Annotated in this window: 17 protein-coding genes and 2 pseudogenes; 9 read left to right on the top strand and 10 right to left on the bottom strand. The window is 40.3% G+C overall.

What is annotated here, in order from left to right; translation table 11 throughout:
- The 3 genes and pseudogenes from IQ259_RS16360 to IQ259_RS16370 all read left to right on the top strand — a co-directional run.
- Positions 1–131, top strand: a pseudogene (locus IQ259_RS16360) (photosystem II D2 protein (photosystem q(a) protein)); the annotation flags it as partial.
- On the top strand, positions 115–1503 hold the full coding sequence (psbC, locus tag IQ259_RS16365; protein WP_193886611.1) for a photosystem II reaction center protein CP43: 1389 nt from the start codon (positions 115–117) through the stop codon (positions 1501–1503). The pseudogene IQ259_RS16360 and the gene psbC, both read left to right, overlap by 17 nt.
- A gap of 185 nt (positions 1504–1688) precedes the next feature.
- Entirely contained in the window at positions 1689–2327 is a 639-nt protein-coding gene (locus IQ259_RS16370; RefSeq protein WP_193886682.1) for a Uma2 family endonuclease, read from the top strand.
- Positions 2328–2351: 24 nt separating this feature from the next.
- Here IQ259_RS16370 and IQ259_RS16375 read toward each other — a convergent pair whose 3' ends face one another.
- Positions 2352–3188, bottom strand: coding sequence for an SWIM zinc finger family protein (locus IQ259_RS16375; protein WP_193886613.1), 837 nt, complete (start codon positions 3186–3188; stop codon positions 2352–2354).
- 103 nt (positions 3189–3291) lie between these two features.
- Here IQ259_RS16375 and IQ259_RS16380 point away from each other — a divergent pair.
- Positions 3292–3557: pseudogene (locus IQ259_RS16380) on the top strand (IS982 family transposase); the annotation flags it as partial.
- 23 nt (positions 3558–3580) lie between these two features.
- Here the strand turns inward: IQ259_RS16380 and IQ259_RS16385 are convergent.
- Positions 3581–4603 carry a PleD family two-component system response regulator gene (locus IQ259_RS16385; protein ID WP_193886614.1) on the bottom strand — a complete coding sequence of 341 codons (1023 nt, stop codon included), beginning with the start codon at positions 4601–4603 and terminating at the stop codon, positions 3581–3583.
- 962 nt (positions 4604–5565) lie between these two features.
- On the opposite strand from IQ259_RS16385, the gene IQ259_RS16390 reads away from it, so the two are divergent.
- Positions 5566–5826: a chlororespiratory reduction protein 7 gene (locus IQ259_RS16390; protein WP_193886616.1), complete on the top strand. Its 261-nt coding sequence runs from the start codon at positions 5566–5568 to the stop codon at positions 5824–5826.
- A 97-nt stretch (positions 5827–5923) separates the two neighbouring features.
- Here the strand turns inward: IQ259_RS16390 and IQ259_RS16395 are convergent, their stop codons facing one another.
- Complete coding sequence (locus IQ259_RS16395; protein WP_193886618.1) at positions 5924–6469, bottom strand: DUF2854 domain-containing protein; 546 nt, start codon at positions 6467–6469, stop codon at positions 5924–5926.
- A 212-nt stretch (positions 6470–6681) separates the two neighbouring features.
- Here IQ259_RS16395 and IQ259_RS16400 point away from each other — a divergent pair, with 212 nt between their 5' ends.
- Entirely contained in the window at positions 6682–6864 is a 183-nt protein-coding gene (locus tag IQ259_RS16400; RefSeq protein ID WP_193886620.1) for a hypothetical protein, read from the top strand.
- Positions 6865–6962: 98 nt separating this feature from the next.
- On the opposite strand, the gene IQ259_RS16405 is transcribed toward IQ259_RS16400, so the two are convergent.
- From IQ259_RS16405 to IQ259_RS16430, 6 genes are all read right to left on the bottom strand, one after another.
- On the bottom strand, positions 6963–7388 hold the full coding sequence (locus IQ259_RS16405; RefSeq protein ID WP_193886622.1) for a response regulator transcription factor: 426 nt from the start codon (positions 7386–7388) through the stop codon (positions 6963–6965).
- Positions 7389–7554: 166 nt separating this feature from the next.
- Complete coding sequence (ppk1, locus tag IQ259_RS16410; RefSeq protein ID WP_193886624.1) at positions 7555–9762, bottom strand: polyphosphate kinase 1; 2208 nt, start codon at positions 9760–9762, stop codon at positions 7555–7557.
- Positions 9763–9901: 139 nt separating this feature from the next.
- The gene (locus IQ259_RS16415; protein ID WP_228014578.1) at positions 9902–13642 is read right to left on the bottom strand and encodes a carboxypeptidase regulatory-like domain-containing protein; all 3741 of its coding nucleotides are present in this window, start codon (positions 13640–13642) and stop codon (positions 9902–9904) included.
- A 111-nt stretch (positions 13643–13753) separates the two neighbouring features.
- Positions 13754–14698: a molecular chaperone gene (locus tag IQ259_RS16420; protein ID WP_193886626.1), complete on the bottom strand. Its 945-nt coding sequence runs from the start codon at positions 14696–14698 to the stop codon at positions 13754–13756.
- A 38-nt stretch (positions 14699–14736) separates the two neighbouring features.
- Entirely contained in the window at positions 14737–15306 is a 570-nt protein-coding gene (locus IQ259_RS16425; RefSeq protein WP_193886628.1) for a hypothetical protein, read from the bottom strand.
- Between the two features lie 469 nt (positions 15307–15775).
- Complete coding sequence (locus tag IQ259_RS16430) at positions 15776–16351, bottom strand: hypothetical protein (protein WP_193886630.1); 576 nt, start codon at positions 16349–16351, stop codon at positions 15776–15778.
- A 502-nt stretch (positions 16352–16853) separates the two neighbouring features.
- Here IQ259_RS16430 and IQ259_RS16435 point away from each other — a divergent pair.
- The 3 genes from IQ259_RS16435 (at position 16854) to IQ259_RS16445 (ending at position 20643) form a co-directional block, all read left to right on the top strand.
- Positions 16854–18263, top strand: a complete 1410-nt coding sequence (locus IQ259_RS16435; RefSeq protein ID WP_193886632.1) for a cell wall metabolism sensor histidine kinase WalK — start codon at positions 16854–16856, stop codon at positions 18261–18263.
- A gap of 205 nt (positions 18264–18468) precedes the next feature.
- Entirely contained in the window at positions 18469–18948 is a 480-nt protein-coding gene (locus IQ259_RS16440; protein WP_193886634.1) for a DUF2267 domain-containing protein, read from the top strand.
- A gap of 822 nt (positions 18949–19770) precedes the next feature.
- The gene (locus tag IQ259_RS16445) at positions 19771–20643 is read left to right on the top strand and encodes a hypothetical protein (protein WP_193886636.1); all 873 of its coding nucleotides are present in this window, start codon (positions 19771–19773) and stop codon (positions 20641–20643) included.
- A gap of 110 nt (positions 20644–20753) precedes the next feature.
- On the opposite strand, the gene IQ259_RS16450 is transcribed toward IQ259_RS16445, so the two are convergent.
- Positions 20754–22814, bottom strand: a complete 2061-nt coding sequence (locus IQ259_RS16450) for a chromosome segregation ATPase (protein ID WP_193886638.1) — start codon at positions 22812–22814, stop codon at positions 20754–20756.
- Between the last annotated feature and the right edge of the window lie 2 nt (positions 22815–22816).

The following is a 22816-nucleotide window of genomic DNA, read 5'->3' on the forward strand; positions in this document are numbered from 1 at the left end:
AATTTGAAACTTTCTATACCAAAAACATTTTGCTGAACGAGGGTATCCGCGCTTGGATGGCTCCTCAAGATCAGCCCCACGAACAATTTATATTCCCTGAGGAGGTATTACCTCGTGGTAACGCTCTCTAATAGACCCGCAGTGATGGGTGGCGGCCGTGACCAAGAATCCACTGGTTTTGCTTGGTGGTCTGGAAACGCCCGTTTGATTAACCTGTCTGGTAAATTGCTAGGCGCTCACGTCGCACATGCTGGCTTGATTGTCTTCTGGGCTGGAGCAATGACTTTGTTTGAAGTTGCTCACTTTATCCCAGAAAAGCCCATGTATGAACAGGGCTTGATTCTTCTACCTCACCTCGCTACTTTAGGCTGGGGTGTAGGCCCTGGTGGTGAAGTTATTGACACCTTCCCCTACTTTGTTGTTGGTGTACTTCACCTCATTTCCTCCGCAGTCCTGGGTTTTGGCGGTATCTATCACGCCGTTCGTGGCCCAGAAACCTTAGAAGAGTATTCTTCCTTCTTCGGTTATGACTGGAAAGACAAAAACAAGATGACCAATATCATCGGGTTCCACCTGATCATCTTGGGTTGCGGCGCGTTGTTGTTGGTGCTGAAGGCAATGTTCTTCGGCGGTGTCTACGACACCTGGGCTCCTGGTGGTGGTGATGTGCGCGTCATTACTAACCCAACTCTAAACCCAGCAGTTATCTTTGGCTATCTAATCAAAGCTCCTTTTGGTGGCGAAGGTTGGATTGTTAGCGTCGATAACTTAGAAGACGTAATTGGCGGTCACATTTGGATTGCCTTAATTTGTATTGCTGGCGGTATTTGGCATATCTTTACCAAGCCTTTTGCTTGGTCACGTCGTGCATCCATTTGGTCTGGTGAAGCCTATCTTTCCTACAGCTTAGGCGCACTTTCTCTGATGGGTTTTATCGCCTCTTGCATGGTGTGGTTTAACAACACTGTTTACCCAAGCGAATTTTATGGGCCTACTGCGGCTGAAGCGTCTCAAGCTCAAGCTTTGACCTTCTTAATCCGTGACCAACGCTTAGGTGCTAACGTCGGTTCTGCACAAGGCCCAACTGGTCTAGGTAAATACCTAATGCGCTCTCCTACCGGTGAAATCATTTTCGGTGGTGAAACCATGCGCTTCTGGGATTTCCGCGGCCCTTGGTTAGAGCCTCTACGTGGCCCTAACGGTCTTGACTTAGAAAAAATCAAGAATGATATTCAGCCTTGGCAAGCTCGTCGTGCTGCTGAATACATGACTCACGCTCCTCTGGGTTCTTTGAACTCTGTAGGTGGTGTAGCAACTGAAATCAACTCCTTCAACTACGTTTCTCCTCGTGCGTGGTTGGCTACTTCTCACTTCGTATTAGGTTTCTTCTTCCTCATTGGTCACTTGTGGCACGCTGGTCGCGCCCGTGCTGCGGCTGGTGGCTTTGAGAAAGGTATTGACCGTGAGAACGAGCCAGTAATGGCAATGACCGAGCTTGACTAAGTAGACATCTTTCTTTCATCACTGACAATCGAATTTTTAAAAGGCTTTTGTTGAAAAACAAGAGCCTTTTTTCTTTAATGATTGAGTTATTGGCGCATCAAGCAGCGATTTATTTGAGCAAGCTAGACTTAAATTTGGAGAATAAAATATTTATTGCTGATTAAACGGTATTGGAGATCAAAGAAATGGCGATCGCTAAAAATAGAGCCGACCGTGTGATGCTTTATGATATCAGTTGGCAACAATTTGAAAATCTTCTCAAAGACCTAGGAGAGCATCGAGCCGCACGTATAGCATATGATCGCGGTACGTTGGAAATCATGACACCTTTACCAGAACACGAATATTACAAAGAAGTGATTAGCATAGCAGTTCAAGATATTGCAGAAGAACTAGCTTTTGACTATGAAAGTTATGGTTCCACAACCTGGAGGCGCGAAAGCCGCATGGCAGGGGTTGAATCTGATAACTGCTTTTATTTCCAGAATGAAGCTGCGATTCGGGGTAGGCTGGATTTAGACTTGCAGCGAGACCCACCACCAGATTTAGCATTGGAAATTGATATTACTAGTAAGTCTTTAGATCGTTTTCCTATTTATGCCCGTCTGGGAGTTCCTGAACTTTGGTGTTATGACTCTGGTGAATTGAAGATTTATAATTTGCAAGATGGGGAATATGTAGAGTCAGAAATTAGCTTGGTGTTTCCTAATTTAGCAATTCGAGAACTGCCAAAATTGATTGAACAAAATCGAGAAAATGGCAGACGCGCAACTCGCCAAGCAGTGCGAGAATGGGTACGGAGAGGAGGGAAGGTTGAGGAATAAAAGTATTTATTAGGGTTAAGTTATTTAACTGCCTCCCACATTCATAGCTGCTAAAACAGCTTTTTGGCTAACATCTTTGTAAACAGTATCTAAATATTTCATTACCACATCACTAGAAGTTGAATTTGCTAAATCTTCTTCTGTTTTTGCTAAGGGGATTGCTCCTAAAATATCTAATACTGTCTCGCTCATGCTAGGTACAATCACTACTAAAGATGAATCTAAAGGCTCGTTATATTCCCAAAAAGAGCTAAGATTTACTGAAGATTGTTTGTGAGAAATTGGTTGTTGAATATTTGATTTTGCAGTTGTATTTGCTTCAGATTTAGTACCGCGTAAGTTGCGTAAATCGCTGATAATTTGTTCTTTGGTGCGTCCGCGCAATTGGAATAATACAAACGGGTCTTCGCTGAATCTGTCGCCTAATTGATAGTAAATTGCCCCCACATGTTTACAAGGGTTGACTTTATCTGGACAAGAACATTTACTGTGAACATCACCTAGAGTAAACGGAAATAGTGAAAGGCCATTAGCAGTAAAAACTTCTTCAATGTTTTGGGGCATTTCACCTGCTAATAATTTGGCAGCAAATAATGCTCTTTTAGACATTGTTTCAATTACATAGCCCCACTCTTCATCACTAAAAGAGTTAAGAGAAAGCGAAACTGTATAAGGTTCTGCTTCACTACCTTGTACCTTGGCTAATACTTTCGCGCCTTTGAATTCAATGCTGAGAACATTACCTTGACGTGCATAATTTCTGGCACGTTCTAACCGCTTTTTAAAGCGATAAGAATCGAGTAGCTCTAGCCATCTTTGTGACCACCATTCACGGCTTGCTTGTAATGTATAACTAGTCATATTGCTTGCCTTCTGGTATCTGATGTGCTAGAGACTTATTATACGCGATGTGCAACTTATTGTTTCGTTACATAAGTCAGGTGTGTGAAAGATTAAAAACAAAATTCCCATACAAACCCCTCTGCGTTCTAATATGTCTGACTCTCGTAGTCAATCTTCAGTTCGATTAATGCAACGCTTCGTCGCCTAATTGAAACAGTCATTGGTCAATTAGTTGAGAGATTTCATCTAGATAAAATTCGAGCTAGAGATATGTGGCATCTTACCAGTCGTCTCAGTCGCCAGATTTTAGCTCATACTGTCTGTTTCTGGCTTAATCGCCACAATTGTGACCCTCTTCAGTTCGACGATCTTGTTACAGAATCTTAAGTCATACTTGGCGTTATCTCATATCATTTGATAATAATTTGATTACGCCCTTTTGCCTTGGCTGTGTAAAGTGCTTTATCAGCCGCCACGATTAAATCTGAAGGAGAAGATTCCCATGTAGGAATCAAGGTAGCAACTCCTATACTCAAAGTGACATACTCATTCACAACAGAAGCGTCATGAACAATTTGTAAATTTTTGACACCAGCTTGCATGGCTGTAGCTACATAAAATGCACCAGAGGCATGGGTATTTGGCATAATTACAGCAAATTCTTCACCACCGTAACGCGCTACTAAATCGTGATGTTTTTGTGCTTTCTGGCTCAAAACAGTACCTACCTTTTGCAAACAAACATCTCCAGCCGGATGACCATATTGATCGTTATAAAATTTAAAATAATCAATATCACATAAAATTAGTGATAGAGGTGATTCTTCCTGTGCCAGATTAATCCATTGTGTAGTGAGATATTCATCAAAACGACGGCGATTAGCAAGACCCGTTAAGCCATCAACATTAGCAAGTTGCTGTAAAGCTAGATTTGCTGCCTCTAATTGCTTGTATACTTGAGCTTGCTGTAGCAGGCGACGTAAACGCTGGCGCAAAACAGCCCAATGAATTGGCTTGGTAACATAATCAGATGCTCCTGCTTCAAAGGCACGGTCTACAGACTCGGCATCATCCAAACTGGTAATCATTAATATTGGAGTGCGCTCCCATAGTTTAGAAATGACAGTGTTGCCTGAAGCAGAGTCAGTATCAAGATTTGCTAGTGCCGACATAAGATTATTTCTGGCAATTTGGAGCAAGTGCTTACAGCAAGTAAAGCCATCCATTACGGGCATGATTGCATCTAGTAACACTATGTCTGGTTTGACAGTCTCATAAGCGTCTAAACACTGCTTACCATCCGTAACCTCAACAACTCGATAGCCTTCTTGTTCCATAGCTTCACGCAACAGCACGCGGATGGTCTTGTCATCATCAGCCACCAAAATTACTGGAGGTTGTTTAGGAAGAGAAAATGGGCTTATGCCTGACATGAATTGCGTTCCACAGAATAATGAAAGTATCGGTGAGGGGTAAACTTGAGAAAACCTGAACAACAGAACTAAACTGTCTATGGGCAAGATTTTGTAACAGTAAATCCTACTAAAAGGCATACTGGCTTAAAATTCATACCCTTACAACAAGTTGAATGTGAAGCAATGGTTTGCTTTGGATATGATGTCTGAATTACCTGTTGAGTGAATGCTTGTTAGCACCAATCTCTGATTTAATAATCTATGTGACTGAAGATTGAGACTGCGACTGCGATCGCATAATAGTTCAAGCCAAGCCATAATATGTAGTAGCAAGCTGTCTGTCTGCACTATCAAATTTTTTTGGACAAGAGAATATTTAATGAGCTTCAGCAAAGAAAAATTCAGATAACTAGGTTTCATAGACAATTTACTCAAAAGGCAACAGCAATTTTTAGTTGTCTAGTTCTGGTTTTAGGAAGAAATCTTATGTTTATGTTTCCCTGGTGATAAAGTGTAATTACTATTTTGAGCAAAACTTTAAATCTACACCATACTTATTAAGTTATAAAGTTACTTTAGGCACATACTGAGTAAATTTTTCGCAATTACCAAGTGATGTAGAGAAACGAGAAACCTAAATCTGACAATCACTAGACTGTCTTTTATTTATATCTATTGCTAAACTTTACCCATTTTAATTGAAGGGTAATTACATAAATTACATGATGTTAATATCAAGCTATATAATAAACTTTATTGTTTAAAGACCAATTGACTATAGAGTTAAGTAAAATTCCTGATTGAAGTCTAAGCAACTCATCTGCACTAAAAAAATAGGTGAAACTTTCAAAAAATTACTAATTTCCTGTCTAAAATATATAGATATAGAGGCACAATTGAGGAAAAAGCAATTTTTTTATAAAGTGTCTTTAATATCTAACTTTTTCTTAAAACAAATTTAAATTAAGCAAAATGTACCAATGCCAGACTCTTTAATGTATCAACAAGATAATTTTGTTGTGTTAGAAACTAATCAACCAGAACAGTTTTTTACAGCCTTAGAATTATTAGAAAAGCTGAAGACAACTTTACAAGCAATAAATCTTCAGGATTTACCCCCAGAGTTACAAAATATTGACTCGTTGGAAGGTAAAGCCCAACATCTCATCGATACTAGTTGTGAGTTGGATATCGGGGCTGGACAATATTTGCAGTGGTATGCAGTGCGTTTAGAAAAGTGATTTTTAGTCAAGGGTCAATAGTCCAAAGTCAAGAATCAATAGAAATTCTCTTAACTGAACCATATTGCTTTAGACTCATTAGACCATTGACCATTGACTATTGACTACTAACTAACGCTAATTCAATTTTATCTTCGGCTGGTTGGCTAATTTTAACCTCCACTCCAGGACCGAAATAGCTAGTCATTTTTTCTTGTTTTTCTTGCCAAATATTAATTGATATCAAAGGAGAATCAAATTCTAAAATTAGTGCGTAAGCGCCATTAGCGTCCTCTTCTCGTAAACCTGTAACTGTTGGTCTTTCATCATCAGAGGGACTAAGACCTAAGTAAGACAGTGCGCCATCTAAGTGAGCATCTTGACCGTAGCAATACCGGGTGATGTCTTTACGGATTTTATTTTGAGTTACAGTTGCTTGCTGTTCCCGCAGTGACAATACTGGAGGTGCTGTAGCTTGGCTGAAGGGTATTGGTTTAAGTTCATTGGCTTTAAGTGCCAATCCTCCCAACAATAGAGGAAAACCGTAAAAAAAGCCTACAAGATTGAGTGTGGCATTGTTAGCACCATAGGCTATGAAGCCGACGATGGTTAATATGCTACCAACGGTTAAACCTAAAGTTCCCAAAGAGATTTGGCGTAACATGAGATGAAGATAATATCTATTAACACATTAGTTTTATTATCATCGGCTATGTGTAACAGATTAGGGAAGCCCAAGCACGTAAAAATCTAGTTTGTCGATTATTCACAACTCATGTAGTCAGATACTTGACAAGTTTTAGCTGTTTGATCGAGCTTTACCCTGTTTTGCGTTAACTTTAAACTGGATTATAGTTAACAATTTGCAAACAAACAATGGATTTACAAACTATAAAAGAGCGAATTGCCGCAGTTCAAAGCAAACGTGACTACCTTTTGAGCCTCTTAGAACAGCCAAATTTGGGAACTTTGAGAGTGGATGTTAATCAGGCGTTGGAAGAGCTAGATGACTTAATTGATGAATATAGACGTACTATTCCAGAAACAGGCCATAATTAACCTGTACTAAAAACTGCGTCGGTATCTCTCATAATTGGGAGTTATGCCGACGCTTCTAAATAATAGAACATTACCAAATCTCCAAAACTGAGCCAAACCTAAGTCAATCTGCCAGTAATTTCGCTATCTCCGCCACGGTGTCCTAATTGTTTGACCACAGCTATGAGTTCAGTTGTCGATACATCTTTCTTGCAAAAATCATCAAAGTTAGCCATTCCCGTTGCGCGTGGAGAATTAGCATCTTCTACAGAGGAGTAAGCAAGTATTTGAGTGTGGGGAGAGATAGCTTTAATTAGACTAGAAGCACTCCAACCATCCATAATGGGCATCTGTAAATCTAGAACAATTACATCAGGCTGGCAGCGTTTAACCATTTCTATAGCTTCTTGACCGTTACTAGCTAACCCGACAACTTGAATATTCTCTTGGCAAGAAAAAGCTAATTGTAGGGTTAAGCGAGTCAGTTCGTGGTCATCAACTACTAAAACGCGTAACGAAGAAGACTCACAGGAGAGCATTAACATTCAAGGGAAATAAAAAATTAGTGACAACAATGCTTATAGTTTATGAGAGCAAGTACCGACAATTACTCTATCTTATGGTTGAATAATTGTTGTTTACTCACCCAATTCATCTAAATAAAATGTCGAAGAATTAAACTTTGCTAAAAAAAAATCAAATTTTTACTAGTTACTCAGTATAAGAAAGACTCTTCTTTGAATCTAGCAAATTCGTAGTCACACCTGTAGAACGCAGTGCCATATTCATCAGAGTTATTTGTGAACTAGCTTCTGGGCAATCATCACCAGGACGGCGTTGAATGTAACTACCATCAGCTTGCAATTCCCAGGCTTGACGGTTATCCGCCAGCATAATTCCGAGGATTTCTTGCAAATCTTTAGCAATATCTGTATCTTTAATTGGGGTGATTACTTCTACTCGTCGATCTAGGTTGCGACGCATCCAGTCAGCGCTACCAATGTAAATCTCTTCCTGGGCATTATTGTAGAAATAATAGATGCGGGAGTGTTCTAAAAAGCGACCAATAATACTGATTACTCGAATATTTTCACTAATATCTTTGAGTGCTGGACGCAAACAGCAAATCCCTCGAATAATGAGATCAATTTGCACGCCAGCGCGGGAAGCTTCGTACAAAGTGGTAATGATTTGGGGATCGACAAGGGAATTCATTTTAGCAACAATGCGTCCAGAAAATCCGTTTTGAACATTTTCAATTTCGCGCTGGATTAATGCCAAAAAGCGATCGCGCATATTCACAGGCGCAACCAATAATTCCTGGTAGGATTTTTGCCGGGAATAACCAGTCAAAAAATTAAATACCTCTGTAATATCAGCGCCTAATTCTTCACGACAACTAAACAATCCTAAATCGGTATATAGCCGTGCAGTTTTTGGATTATAGTTGCCAGTGCCAATGTGTACATAGCGGCGCATCCGGTCTTTTTCACGCCGCACTACTAGGATGGTTTTGCAATGGGTTTTCAAACCAACCAATCCATAAACAACATGCACTCCTACTCTTTCTAAACGTCTTGCCCAGTAAATATTATTCTCTTCATCAAACCTTGCCTTTAATTCCACCAAAACAGACACCTGTTTACCATTTTCAGCTGCCGCAATTAAGGCGTTAACTATGGGCGAGTCGCCGGAAGTCCGGTAAAGAGACATCTTGATGGCTAGTACATTTGGGTCATGGGCTGCGTCAGTGATAAAACGCACCACTGTTGCTGAAAAGGATTGATAGGGATGATGGACAAATAAATCTTTTTCACGAATCACCGCAAAAAAATCCTTGCCTTCCTCCATCTCCATGACATCTTCATCTACAGTTGGTGCGCGCAGTCTTTGCAGGCGGAGAGGTACAACAGACTGACGAGGAGGGTCTTTGAGTTCTGGTAATGGTAAGGCCATAAAGTACATCAAGTCCCGCAGACCCAATAAACCATCTAATTCGTAAACATCGCTGTCTGTTAAATCCAAATCTTGTAACAACCTTGCACGTATTGGTTCTGGAGTCTGGGATTGAATTTCTATTCTGACTGGATTACCACCGATGCGGCGTTTACGTAGTTCTTGTTCAATAGCTAAGAGCAGGTCATCTGCTTCATCTTCTGCTAATGTTATGTCAGCATCGCGGGTAATGCGGAAGGGATGATATTCCTGGATATTCATACCGGGAAACAAGGCATCTAAATTGTGTGCGATCGCTTGTTCTAAAGGTACACCTGTCCAGTTGGCTGGTTGTCCATTTTCTTGAATGCCTAACTCTGTTGGTAAAGGTAAAAATCGCGGCAGAACATTGGGGACTTTGACTCTGGCAAAAAGTTCTTCTTCTGTATCTGGGTTTTTGACTACAACTGCTAAATTCAGGCTGAGATTGGAAATGTAGGGAAAAGGATGGCTAGGATCAACAGCTAAAGGAGTCAAAACTGGAAAAATTTGTTCTTTAAAATAGTTGTCTAAATGAGTCCGCTGTCTTTGATTGAGATTAATATAATCCAGAATATGAATACCGTGACTTGCAAGTAGTGGACGCAGAACCTCATCAAAATGTTGATGCTGTTTAGCTACTTGTGGGCTAAGATTCAACCGAATATCATCTAATTGTTGTTGCGGCGTGCGACCATCGGGAGTTAATAGAGTTACTTTTGCCTCTACCTGTTGCTTGAGGGCTGCAACCCGCACCATGAAGAATTCATCTAAATTAGAACTAAAGATTGCTAAAAACTTGAGCCTTTCTAATAGCGGTGTGCGTGAATCGCAGGCTTCGTGCAGTACTCTTTGATTAAATTCCAGCCAGCTTAACTCTCGGTTGAGGTAGTATTGTGGATCGTTCAAATTAATAGGATTGGCACTCTTTTTAGATTTCGGCATGACGATCTTTGGGTAGCCAGAGGTAGCCCACAGGACTGGAGAACAATAAACATATTAGTAGAAATAGGAGATCCACGAGAAGCGGCTTTTTTACAAAAGTCACTTTGCTTAGAGAAAATATTCTAAATGTCAGAAAACTTTATTTTTCTTTAATTTCCTTGACTGCTGTAGAAATTGGTAATTGCAGATTTTGGTCGTAGACAAACTCGTTGCGAATAGTTACCTCGCGTTTGGGGAGAGTCTCACTATTGGCGATCGCATCTTGAGAAGGAACCCGCAATGTATATTTACCAACGGGAACACCATCCACACGATATAAACCAAATTGGTCTGTCATGGCTGATAAAACTTCTGTACCAGCGAGGTTTACTAGTTCTACGCGTACCTCTGACATAGGTTGGCCTGTAACGTCAGTAATTCTACCAGCTAAACCGTATTCTAACCTAGCGGCGAAATCTAAATTAGTAACACCTGCCATGCCCACTTCCGCAACCCGGCTGGTTTTTGGTAAGGTAAGTTCTACAGGTAGCTGCTCTGGATCAACTTCCACTCTATAGACTCCTTCTGGTAAACCACCAACAAAGAAGTTACCGCTTGAGTCAGTTTTTGCACCGCCAACAGGTTTATTTTGGTTATTTATTACCCGCACACTAGCGCCTTGCAAGTTATAACCATTGTTTTCGCCTGAGACAGTGATTCGCCCGGCGATCGCACCTCTGTCTTTACCCAGGGAGGTAAAATTACTTGGGACGGCTCTACCACCAGCAAACGATAAATCTGATACTAAGGATACTGTCAGGCGATCGTCGCCAAACACCCCAAAAGTACTTCTGTTGCTTCTGATGGGAATACCTTGGTATTCTACTCTGGCAAATAAACCAGGAAGTACCTGCATACTAGCACCTGCGATCGGCCCTACTTCTCCATCACTAAAAGCTACTCCCAGCCGCCAACTTAACTGTCTGAGACTGTAAGGGCTATGACTAACGGTTGCTGTATAACGAGTTGCAAAATCACCACCAAAATCACTACCTAGAGATAGCTGATAGTTCCGAGTGAAATCATAACTAAAATCAGTTCTGTATCGATCACCAAAAGTATTAAAAGATAATCGAGAAACACGATTTACCTGATAAAAAGCATTAAATAAATACAGTCCGTCAATATCAGGTCTACCGCTGAGATACAAACTCGAAAAAGGTCTGAAAGAAAAAGTTGGTGAGATATAATCAGCAGAATCACTATCACTTTTACGACTACGAGCCAGAAAACCTAATTGAAAATTATTATTGAAGCGATAATTCAGTTCAGCACTATGATTAGAAAATTCACCTGATTTTGTACCACTTCTATATCCGGCTGGAACAAGCTGAGAATTCGCTCTCAAATCAAAGCTACCTAGTTGGATATCTAAATCTGTGTTGTAGGCTAATTTATCAAAAGAGTTACCCACACTCGCAGAAAATATCACCGGATTTGCCAAGCGCCAAACAAAACCAGCTTGACTTTGCAGTGCATTAGGGACAGCTTGTAAAGAAGCTTCCAAGGTTAAATTATCTGAAAGTCCTTGACGCAATTGATAAAAACCAACAGGTTGATTAGACCCCTCAAAGTTAACATTGTCTAACAAAGCATTTTGGGCTAAGTTACCGTTGATTCCTAAGCCAGCTAACTGTACGTTACCACCTGCTGGCAATAACAAATCTGAAGCATTGACTCTAACGGTACGAATTTCTATTGGAATGCTCAGATTATTGCGATCGTAAATCAATAATTCGATTTGATTGTTTTGACCAACAGGCAAATTAACATCAATAAATTCATATCTGCCATCAAATCCTACTTGTTGTTGCGCTATTACAACACCAGCAACTCTAAGCTGCACAAAACTGGCAGGAGGAGCTACACCTTCAAATGTTTGGATAGGTCTAGAACGTCTTGGTAAAATTTCATTAGCACTGTTAGTGATTCTAAAATTTTCCGCAGGCAAGTTAGTGTATCCGATTTGCGCCCCTGTTAAATTTAATCCATTTAACAGAGGGTTTAAACTTACTTGTTGCCTACCTAATTGATAAAGAAATCGATTGTTGCGTTTATAATAAAAATATTCTGTAAGATTAGGAGTATTTTCAAAATTATTATTAAGGCGTACACGCCATAAACCACCTGCTAACCTACCACCTAAAAGGGTAGAACTTTGTAGGCTGAAATCTCCTGAATTACTGACAATATTTAATTCTTGCCTAAAATTAGAAAATCCACTAATAGGAGCAAATACTTCTGGCTGTAAATTAAATGACTGAGCTAAAGTATTCCTGCCATTTCTGCTCCAAGGTAAGTCAACAATTAAGGCTAAATCTAAAGAATTGAATTCAACTCGTGAAGATAATTTTTCTTTGACTATGGCATCACTAATATAAGTAACGCCTTTAATATTTTGAATCTCGTCTTCAGCTAGATTAATTACTCCAAGAGGTGTATTGAGTTGTGTGATATTCTCTTTTATTGCGACTGTAAAGCCAGCGAGTTTAGCAAAATCTTCTAACGGTAATAATAAAGAATTTCCTTGGCGCATAACATCTAAACTACCAACTTCTCGTCTATTGAGAATTACGCCTAGTAATAAACTTTCAGAATTAGAATTTGCTGTTTGAGTAAAAGTGATTCTTGAAGTGTCATCAGCATTTAATATACTAGGATTAACGCTGACATTCACATCCTCTTTTTTTGGTTGTGTTTGAGGAGACTGTACAGGTTTTTGGGTTGATTCTGCTGATGAATTTGGTGTAGTGGTGGTGTTTGTCGCAGTTGTCTGTGGAACTGATGAATGAGGCGGTTGTTTTGTTAAAAAAGATGCTAAATCTGTTGATGTGTTGGACGCTTGATTAGTAGCAGGAACTTCAGTAGGTAGATTAGCAACTTTGGGTTGAACTGTTGAATGAGGCGGTTGTTTGCTCAAGAAAGCGGCTAAATCATCCGAACTTGTAGAAATTCCCCCAGTTGAGATCGCTTCGCCAAATGTGGCATTAGTTATACTGGGGAATTGCGACTGTACTGTTTGTGTAGTGGGAAAGGCTGCTAAATTTTCTGCTGTACTTTCAAAAAGTTCTGTGGCTGTTGTGTTTTTAACCTGTGAATATTGTTTTTTTAAAAAAGCCTCCAAGTCTTCTGGTGATTTGGCTGCATGAGTATTGGTATCAACTGTGGTAGATGCTGTGGGTGTCGTTTGTTGAACTTGTGGTTGAGGAGTTTGTTTAGTTAAAAAAGCTGCTAAATCTTCTGAAGTTTTGGAAGTTTCACGAGTAACTTCAGCAGGTGTGGCTGCTTCTTTGTTTTGGACTTGTGATGTTGTAGCGTTTTTGGTAGTAGAAACTTTGGCGCGTGGTTTGACTTTGGTGTGTTGAACCGATGGTTGAGGCGGTTTTTCGGTTAACAACGCCACTGAGTCGTCTGCTGTGGTTATCGCTTCGTTAGTGGTTGCAACTTTGACAGGTGCTTTGATTTTTTGACATTTAACGAGTTGTTTAGTCAATAAATCAGGTAATTCTTCCGGTTTTTTTGAAGTTTCATCAGTGGTAACAACTTCTGCTGGTGCTTTGGCTGATATACATTTGACCATTTCCTCGGTCAAAAAATCAGCAGATTTTTGTGATGCTTGCGAAGCATTAGCCGTCAGAACTCCCGCTTCACCAGAATTTTTCTCAGTAGAAAACTCCGCCACTGGTGTAGTTTCTGGCGGAATAGGAGTAGCTACCGTATGTCTTGCTTTTTTGTAGGCTGCTTTAGTACTAGTTTTATCCGGCGCTACGGCGAGAGTTTCTTTTACAAGTAAGGTTGTGACTTTTGCTGGTGGTAAAGGAGGGGAGGCTTGGTAGATCATATTTGAATACGAATGCTGGTAAAACAGCCTAAAAAGGGTGTAGGCTGCAAGAAAATTGCAGAGACAGACAAAATAACTAACTAAAAAAGAGATTGAGGAGTGAAAAAAACGCTATTGATTACGGGGAGTTACAAGACGACGCAGAGAACTAGGAAGGCTTTTGCTAGAAGGCTTGACTGTGCTGGCTGTATTAGTTGCAGGTGTGACTGTAAAAGGAATACCTTTATCAATTGGCTGACCATTCAAATCGCCGTTGATATCCAGCACGTATTGGCCAGGTGGTAATTTTTTAGCGATGTTAAGTATTAGTTGACGACGAGTATCTGGCAGTACAGGATTTGAAGGTAGAGAACCTGCATCTAGCAGACCACTTGGTAAATTTGTTTTCTTTTGATCTAAGTCTGCCATTGCTTTAGTAGCACTCGCCCCAGGATATTTGTTAGCAGGCCACACTGCATACTGTCCTTTCATCCGAACATAGCCACTACCTTGACTGGAGATATCAAAAGCTGCTTTGATGGGGGCGGTTTTATTGTCTACGGTAATGGAATTGAGTACACCAACTCTTTTGACATCGCCAACATAACCGTAAACAGCAACACCAAATCGCCCAAGAACTTTAACGTTTACACTTGCTTTCGGGTCGTTATTTTCATCTGCTCCCGGTAGTTCTTCTACATAAATAAAGGCGCGATGTTCTCCTGATTTTGGTTGAACCCGGGGGCGAACTGCAAACCGCACTGTTTGGATTTTGCCGGGAGGAAGGGTAAACTGAACGGGATTGACGACAATCCATTGGTCTAAAGATTGTTCTGTTGGTGCTACAGGCTTAACTTCATTTTTTTCATTTAATACCCAGCCTTGAGTATAAATTCTAAAAGTGGCTGGTTTTTTGCCATTATTGAGTACTTTAAAGGATTTAGTAACTTGTTTTTTTCGCCCAATATTTAGTTCAAATCTTGGAGGGCTAACACCGATTGATATTGCTGCTATTGGTTGACAATATAAGGTTGCTAAACCAATTGCTGCTAAAACACTCACACACCATTTTTTCATGATTCCGCACACCACTATTTATTTAATATCAAGAGAAATTATGTTTGGTTATTTTCAATCACATTTATTTGTAAGTTACAGGAATGATTTCCAGAAGCTTTGGTATTGCTTAAATCAAACGTGAATGTTGCTCCACCTTCGATAATTGATGTATCTGGAGCAGAGCCTGGCCCGACAACAGTAATTGGTGTAGGTTCAATGTTTAGTACTTGAATTGATGAGCTAGTTTGACTAGAGTGAGTAAGATTACTACATTGATAATTAGCTGTGAAGTTACTCGTGCTTGGCACTTCTAGCTGCCATAAGTCTTTAAGTTCACGAATGATTTCCTTCGGGGCAGTCAATAATGACCCTTTATCTAGCGAAGGAGTTAATGATGACCCTGTTAACCCTGTTAGTTGACCAACTTCACTTTGTTGAACGAGTTCTTGAGGAACAATATCGTTCAAGTTCATGAAATCTTGTAGGGCTTGAGTGTTGATTTTGAGACAGCCATCTGCAACGGTTTGGGATTCTTGACAGGCTTGTGCTTGTGCTGTGTCAATATTGCTGAGTTGAGATAGGCAAAGGATAGATGCTGCTATGCCTAGATAAAATTGCCGTTTCATTGAATTCCTCACGTGGCAATATCACAAAATATTAATGTGGCAATTGATGGGAGACAGAGCAACAGAAATATTTCACTTTTTAAACGAAAAGTCTGTAAAAAGACGTAAATTCGATTAACCTCTCCCCAACCCCTCTCCGACGCGGAGAGGGGCAGAAAGATTCTGCGTTTTCCAGGATAAAAATTAGAGTTTCAAAGCCTCTCTCCTTGCAGGGGAGAGGTTTGGAGAGGGGTTTTAATATCCGTCGAATTCATGTTAAAAAGGGTAAAGGCTGCCGATGCAGCCCCAAATAACTTAGCCTACTAAAGCAGGTTGAGTTGATCTAAAGCCTGTGGCATACATTTATCAAAAATGTGCAAATTTAAAGATGCACCACAGAACATTTAACCTAGCAAAATTATCTTGCTCTGAGTCAGTCTTAACTGCCACTTTCGCTCTCTAGCTGACACTAAAAAAGGATCAACTTTACCTATTCAGCTGTAGCTGTAATTGTTAAAGTTCCACCTGCGTGGCTTCCTGATTCTGTAACGCCGGTAAAGTCAAAATCAAAATCTAATGTCCCTTCAATAGCGTTAGCGTAATCTAAACCTGGAGCAGGAGTAGATTGAACCCCAGCAGGTGTTACAGTGAGGTCGATTGTGGACGCACCTTTTGTCAAGGCACCACTATATGCAGCTTCGTGGGCAATGTTTCCGTTAGGGCCACCTATACCCCAAACTTTATAGACAATAAGACCGGTGAGAGTTTTATTTGAATTGAAAGTGATAGCACCACCACCGTTAAGAGCATTATTAACTACAGGAGTGGTAAAATCACTAACTGTTCCAGCTTCGGTTTGTATTGGTGAGCCAGGAGTTCCAGTTGACAAGTCTCCTATTGTTGGTGTGAAATTCAAATCGGTATAGGTTTCTAGATATATGATATCTGGAACTTCTACGGTAATTGGTACAGTAGCAGTTTGAGCTTTAGCGGGTGCAGATAACAAAGCACTTGCCAAGGTAGCTGTGCTTAGAGCTAAAGCGGCTGCAAAAAAATTCTTTTTCATGGGAACTATATAAATCAATCTTGGGCAAGAGATTACAAAATCAATGTAGCCGTTGTAGCAAAAATAGCACCTCAGAAAATTTACCAAAATCTATGAAGTTTATATATATTTGAATTGGTAATACTACTAGATGAAGCTACTTAATAAATTTGAATTAAAGGTGGTTATTTTCTCTTAAGTATGTGGATATAGTTTTTATGAAAATATTTGAATATTATGGTGAATTTACTATTAGTATACTTGGGTGTTGAGTTAGCGGTAATGTGGTTGATTAATGAGGGTTAGTGTTAATTGATATGTGAGTTCGATAGATTATGAAAACCCCTCTCCAAACCCCTCCCCTAAAAGGAGAGAGGCTTTGAAATTCTAATTTTTTCGTTGGAAACAAGTCATATTTCTGCTCCTCTCCGCATCGGAGAGGGGTTGGGGAGAGGTTCATCGAATTCACGTTAGATTAATTGTGTTTTTGATAAAAGTACCTAAGTAGATTTGAGTTGCAAGTATGTTTCAAGCTACGCGTCGTCGGCTGGCTATTTGGTACACTGCCGTAACAGCTGTGTTGTTATTGCTGTTTGCTAGTGGTGTGTACTTATATGTCCGTAGTACCTTGGTGGAGAGGATTGATGATACTTTAAATCATGTGGTGGAAATTGTGGAGCGATCGCTTGTCATTGAGCGAGTTAATGAAGAAACTGGCAAACTCCGCATTAATGTAGAGGCTAGTTTTCGCAACAATGCCAACACTGTAGAAGATGACCACATAGATTTAGAATGGTTTAGTTCTACAGGGGAATTACTGTGGTCAACTTTATCTGAACCTCTAAATATTCCGATTCACGGTAATCATACAGGGGAAACTGTTCGCATCGCTAAACAAGACCAGTGGGGAGATTCGGAACTATCTTTGCGCCAAGTAACCCAGCGCGTGGAGTTTGGACGACAAGTATTGGGATATCTGCGTGTGAGTCATCCTTGGTTTGAAGTTACCAAACCCAGCCGCCAGCTAATTTTAGATTTAGCACTGGGTATTTGGTTAATGGTGCTGTCTGTGGCTGCAAGTGGCTGGTTTCTTTCTGGGAAAGCAATGGAACCAGTGGGTGAGTCTTATCAACGACTCAAACAATTTACTGCTGATGCTTCTCATGAACTGAGAAGTCCGATTACTTTGATTCAAACTAATGTGCAAGTCGCCTTGAGTGAATTGGAGTTAGTCGAAGCAGATGCTAGTCATTCTTCTAACTATCGCCAGCAGTTAAAGGTGGTGGAACGACTGACGCAACGTTTGGGTAAGTTGGTTAATGATTTACTATTTTTAGCACGACAAGATAGTGGTATCAGCAAATATACATTTTCACCTTGTCCCTTAGATGCTTTGTTGATGGAAGTTGTCGAAGAACAGCAACTTGTAGCCAATGAAAAAGGCATTGCTTTAAATTTAAAGTTAGTTGATCCTCCTCTTACTGAAATTAGCCCTGAATTACTCGAAAATTGGTTTACAGTGGCAGGTAATTGGGATCAATTAGTACGATTACTGACAAATTTAATTAGTAATGCACTACAGTACACTCCAACTGGTGGAAAGGTGAATGTAGAATTGGCACGACAAGAAGGAGTCAGTCGCGTATCGAGAATGCGTGCTAACACTGCTCAAATGCAAATTAAAGTGAGTGATACAGGCGTTGGTATTCCCACAGAAGCATTACCACGTTTGTTTGATCGCTTTTATCGGGTAGATCCTGCACGTACTCATAAGTCTGGGAATACAGCTACAGACAGTACTACAGGTTCAGGATTAGGACTCGCGATCGCTCAAGCTATTGTCGAACATCACCAGGGTCAAATTCAAGTTGAAAGTGCGATCGCTAAAGGAACGAATTTCATAGTCACTCTACCTATAACTCTAGAGTCTTAAATTTTATTTTATTTTTTTGTTTCCTGTGATAGATGAATAGATTTAAAATTCTTTATTAACTTAATATAGCAAAGCTCGCATTTTTAAACCATAAATTTGAGCGCTAACAGTTTATTTTCTACTCAATAGTTATTTAAGTAGAAAATAAACTGCTGATTTATATTGCTTAAATGCAGCTAATAAATAAGTTATCGGAGGAGATGAAATGCAAACTCCTATTGCAGAAAAAAATCTACCTTTTTTAGAAAAGGTAAAACAGAACAGTGGTTTAGCTGACCTTTACGATGCTAGAGATATTACGGAAGTAGTATTTCGGGTTATGCGTGATTTGATGACTACAGAAGCGGCTGATCGTGTTGAAGGAGAAATGCACAAACCAGCAGAAGAGACTGAGGATAAATCTCTGCAAATGGAAATTGCTGAACTGTGGCACGATACAAACCCCATTGTTAGCTTTTTGAGCCGGGTACGTCCACCTTGGCAAGGCCCTGGCATTTTTAAGATTGATAGCGATCGCTTTTTATTTCGAGTAGCAAATGAAGGTACTATGCCACCAAACGTAGAACGCGAACAGGTGGTAAAAGCAGTATTTTCTGCGACTAAAGATGAACTGTCACGAGAAAGAATTCAGGAAATTGCCAGTTGGTTACCAGATAGAGTTCGTCAACTTTGGGAGGAAGCTTAGATTCTTAAATATAGATGACTAAATTTTTGGGTTATGGATTACTTATAATTCATAACTCAAATATAATTCACAAAAGCTTATGCTTAAAATGAATCTAAATTGAAGCCTAACCCGCTTTTGTCACTTTCCGGGAGGGCAATTGCTAGAAGTCTTATGAGGCAATCAATACAAGCTATCCTATTAGAAAAAAATGGGTCTTGTATTTGTGATTAGAAAATAATCGTGCGATTGCCTACGGCACTGGCGAAGCCAATCGCTTGCTATGCAAAAGCTCTAGAATTCAGCAATAGCAAATGTTTTCGGAGAGTGACAGAACAGTGCTAATACCATTTCACGTTAATCACGATGCACATAAATTTTGTAGAGACGCGATATATCGCGTCTCTAATAATTTAGGATTTATAGCATAAAAAATAATATTCAGCTTATTTATATTGCCTTCCTACTCTAGAAATAAATATCTGTTTATTTTGCAATACTCTAGTTAGATACATAAACAGAACCAAACTATTATAATTAAATTTAAAGGATTGCATAATTAATATCTATTAAAACCAATTTAAACATAACTCATACTGGGAAATAATCAATTATTTTTATAAACGTTTAATAATTTATTTTTTCAACTTACATCTTTCAAGATTCATCTTTTACAAAAGGCGGTAACAGCAAGGAAAAAATCAGGTGTTAACTATTCTTTCTTTTGATGATAGAGGTTCGGGGAGATATCGAGTTTAAACCCCAGAACTCTGATTAATTGAATTCGCTAAATTATCACTAGTCTATACAAAAATTTCATCTCAATTTGATCAGGAGTTAATCATGAATAAAGATTCTCAGAAATTATGCAAATATGCTGGGGTTTTTAGTGCTATTTGCGGAGGTTTACTAATTAGTGTATCTGCAATTTCTCAAACAGCAGTAGCACAACAACCTACTTCTGTAACACCACGGCAGTCCACTTCTAAGGTTAATCCCTGCCCTAGTATTTTCTATGAAGAACCACACAATAATCGCGTCTTAGTACCACAAGGCTGTCCTCCTAACGCGATAACTCAAAGATTCGCTAATCAAGGGATGCTTCCTGCTGCTCGCGCTGCTACACCATCACCATACCAAACAGGATTTGGTGTGGGTGGTGAAACACCTCAAACTGGTACAACAAAAATAAATCCTTGCCCCCAGATTTATTACGAAGAGCCTTTCAATACCAGAAATCCTGTGCCTCAAGGATGTCCGCCTAATGCGTTCTCTCAAAGGCAGCAACAACAAAGAGAAACTTCCACCCAGGTTCCTTTTGTTCCACCAAGTTCTACAACCACAACCCCGACTCCCAGCGTCATACAACCACCCTTACCATCTCAACAACAAGCGCCTAGTGCAACGATCGCTCTTGCTAATGGTAGAGTTAATATCAATTTGGTAAATGATACTGGCGGTAGAGTAACTTATCAAGTCATTGGTGAGACAGAACCGCGATCGCTGCAAGGTGGATCAAATGTGATGTTGCAAGATATTAGCGCACCAGTTACAGTTACATTCCAACGAGAGGATGGTGGGTTACTGTTAGTTACGCCACAGGCTTCTTCTGAGCAACCAGGCATGTTAGTAGTAACTTTGAATGAAGCCACCGACGTAGCGCAAGACATAAAGGCAATGAGAATTCAACAAAACGGTACGGTGTTGTTGAATTAGTCTCTCTCTCCTAAATCATTTATGAGAAACAAAATTCCCGACTTCTTAAAGAAGTCGGGAATTTTGACACCTCAAGTAAATTTAAAAAATAACGTCTTTAATGATACATACTATAAATTAGTACCATCGGTAACTGATGCCTGAGGTAACACAGGCTCAGGCTGAGGCAGAGGTTGAGGATTTAACAATTGCTGCCAATTTCTAATTTGCTCCTGAGCGGTGCTGTAAGCACTACTACCCTTAGGAACCAACTGAGCAATTTCAATCGCTCTATTGAGATTAGAATTACTCTGAGATCGGGCAATATCCAGTAATTGTTGACTCCATTGGTCAATGCCGACATTTGCATCTAAGCGCAGGATACTTCTACTAGGCACTCTATCTGCTAAACGAATCGCTTCAACTAAAGCATCGGGTGTACCAACAATTGCGACTTCTCGCGCTCTCTTCCAGTTGTCTCTGGCGCGGATTTGTGCTTGCCAATCATTAATCGCTGATTGTGCTTCACCAGAAAGCGCTCTTCCTGAGGATGCGATTGTTTGCGCTGCGTTAATAGCTGCTGTCAAATCTCCTGTTTGAGCTAAATCTCGTGCCTGATCTAAGTATGGCTGGTCTTGGATGCGCTGTACTTTAGCAATCCAATTGTTAACTCTTCTACGTGCTTCTGGGTATAATGCCCGACCCCTACGGATTTGACTGGCTTCGGCGATCGCAGCTTGCAAAGAGTTGATATCCTCTAGTAATGCCATTTGTTCGGCACGTTCTAAGTAGGGACGGTCTTCAATTGTCTCAACTTGAGCTTGCCAACGTCCTGCTTCTTGCCTAGCTTCTGAACCACGAGGATTACTAACAGGAATCTGCTGGGCTTCAATAATTGCTGCTGCTAAATCGTTAATTGTACCTTGGCTCGCCAGTGTCCGTGCTTTGTCTAGGCGGGCGACATCTTCAATTTCTAATTGCCAACGGGTAATTAACTGTTGTGCTTTGTTATAGTTTGGTCGGGAAGGGTCAATTTCTTGTGCCTGAGCGATCGCTGTTTCTAAACTAGAAACTGTACCTATCCAAGCACTCCTTTGAGCGTCTGCTATGGCGATAAAGTCTTCGATATCTGCTTGTAGTTTGGCATTATCGGGAATTTGTCTGGCAATATCTAAGGCTGCATCTGCATCTCGTACATCCAACTTAGCTTGTGCCAACCCCAGCATTGTGCGTCCAAATAAGGGAATCGACTCCTGGGCTTTTTGGTAGAAATAGCTGTCCTTGCCAATGGATTCCGCAATTTTGATCGCTTGCAGTAAGTTATCTACTACTTTAGTTTTGGCTAAACTGTCAGCTTTATCTAACTTATCCCCATCTTCTCGCACTGATACAATTAAGCGGTTGAGTTGATCGTACTTAGTACTTGACCAGTATCTATTATCTACCCGCAGTAATTTTGCTGCCAACATTGAGGCTGATTGCCAGCGTCTTTGCTGCAATTGTTCTTCTACTGTTTTGTAGATATCTTCTGCTTTGAACCAGATAGATTCCCATTTGGCAATTTTCTCGTCTACCAACTTATATGCTGGTAGGTCTTGAGGAATTTTCTGGGCTGTGGCGATCGCTTGTTCTAAATTTCCCGCTTGAAAATTTTGGTCAGCTAACTGTAAAATATCCCGCGACCACTCTTCTACAAATCGATCAATTTCTCCCCGCAGGGGATGATTTTCTGGTAACTGTTTAACCAGAGCGATCGCTTGTAATAAATCGTTGACTGTCTGTTTGGAAGCCGCTAACTGAGCGCAATGCAGCCGCACTGATGCACTAGCCAAAGGCCAAAAAATCGATGGGCAGTTAGGAGCAGATGGTAACTTCAGCAACATTGCCATTGATATAAAGCCTATACTGCCAGGAATGAATGCTAACAATATTGACCATAACAGCCAACCTTTCATCCAGCGTGGCAATGGCCTAGAACGTCTGCTGGGTGAACTGCTTTCTGCGGCATGATGGTCTATTATCGGTAATTCTTCGGAGTTATTGTCTGTTTGTTGCTTCACTGACTTAGAGTTAGAACCAGTAGCTGGGATGCCAAATGCTTGATTTTCACCGAAATTTGGTGTTCGGTTTGTGTGATCTGGCTCTCTGGCTCTGGCTGGAGACCAACCTTCTGGAATATCCCGCTCTGTCATCT

Origin of the sequence: Fortiea sp. LEGE XX443, assembly GCF_015206815.1 — a bacterium.
Taxonomy (GTDB): domain Bacteria; phylum Cyanobacteriota; class Cyanobacteriia; order Cyanobacteriales; family Nostocaceae; genus Nostoc_B.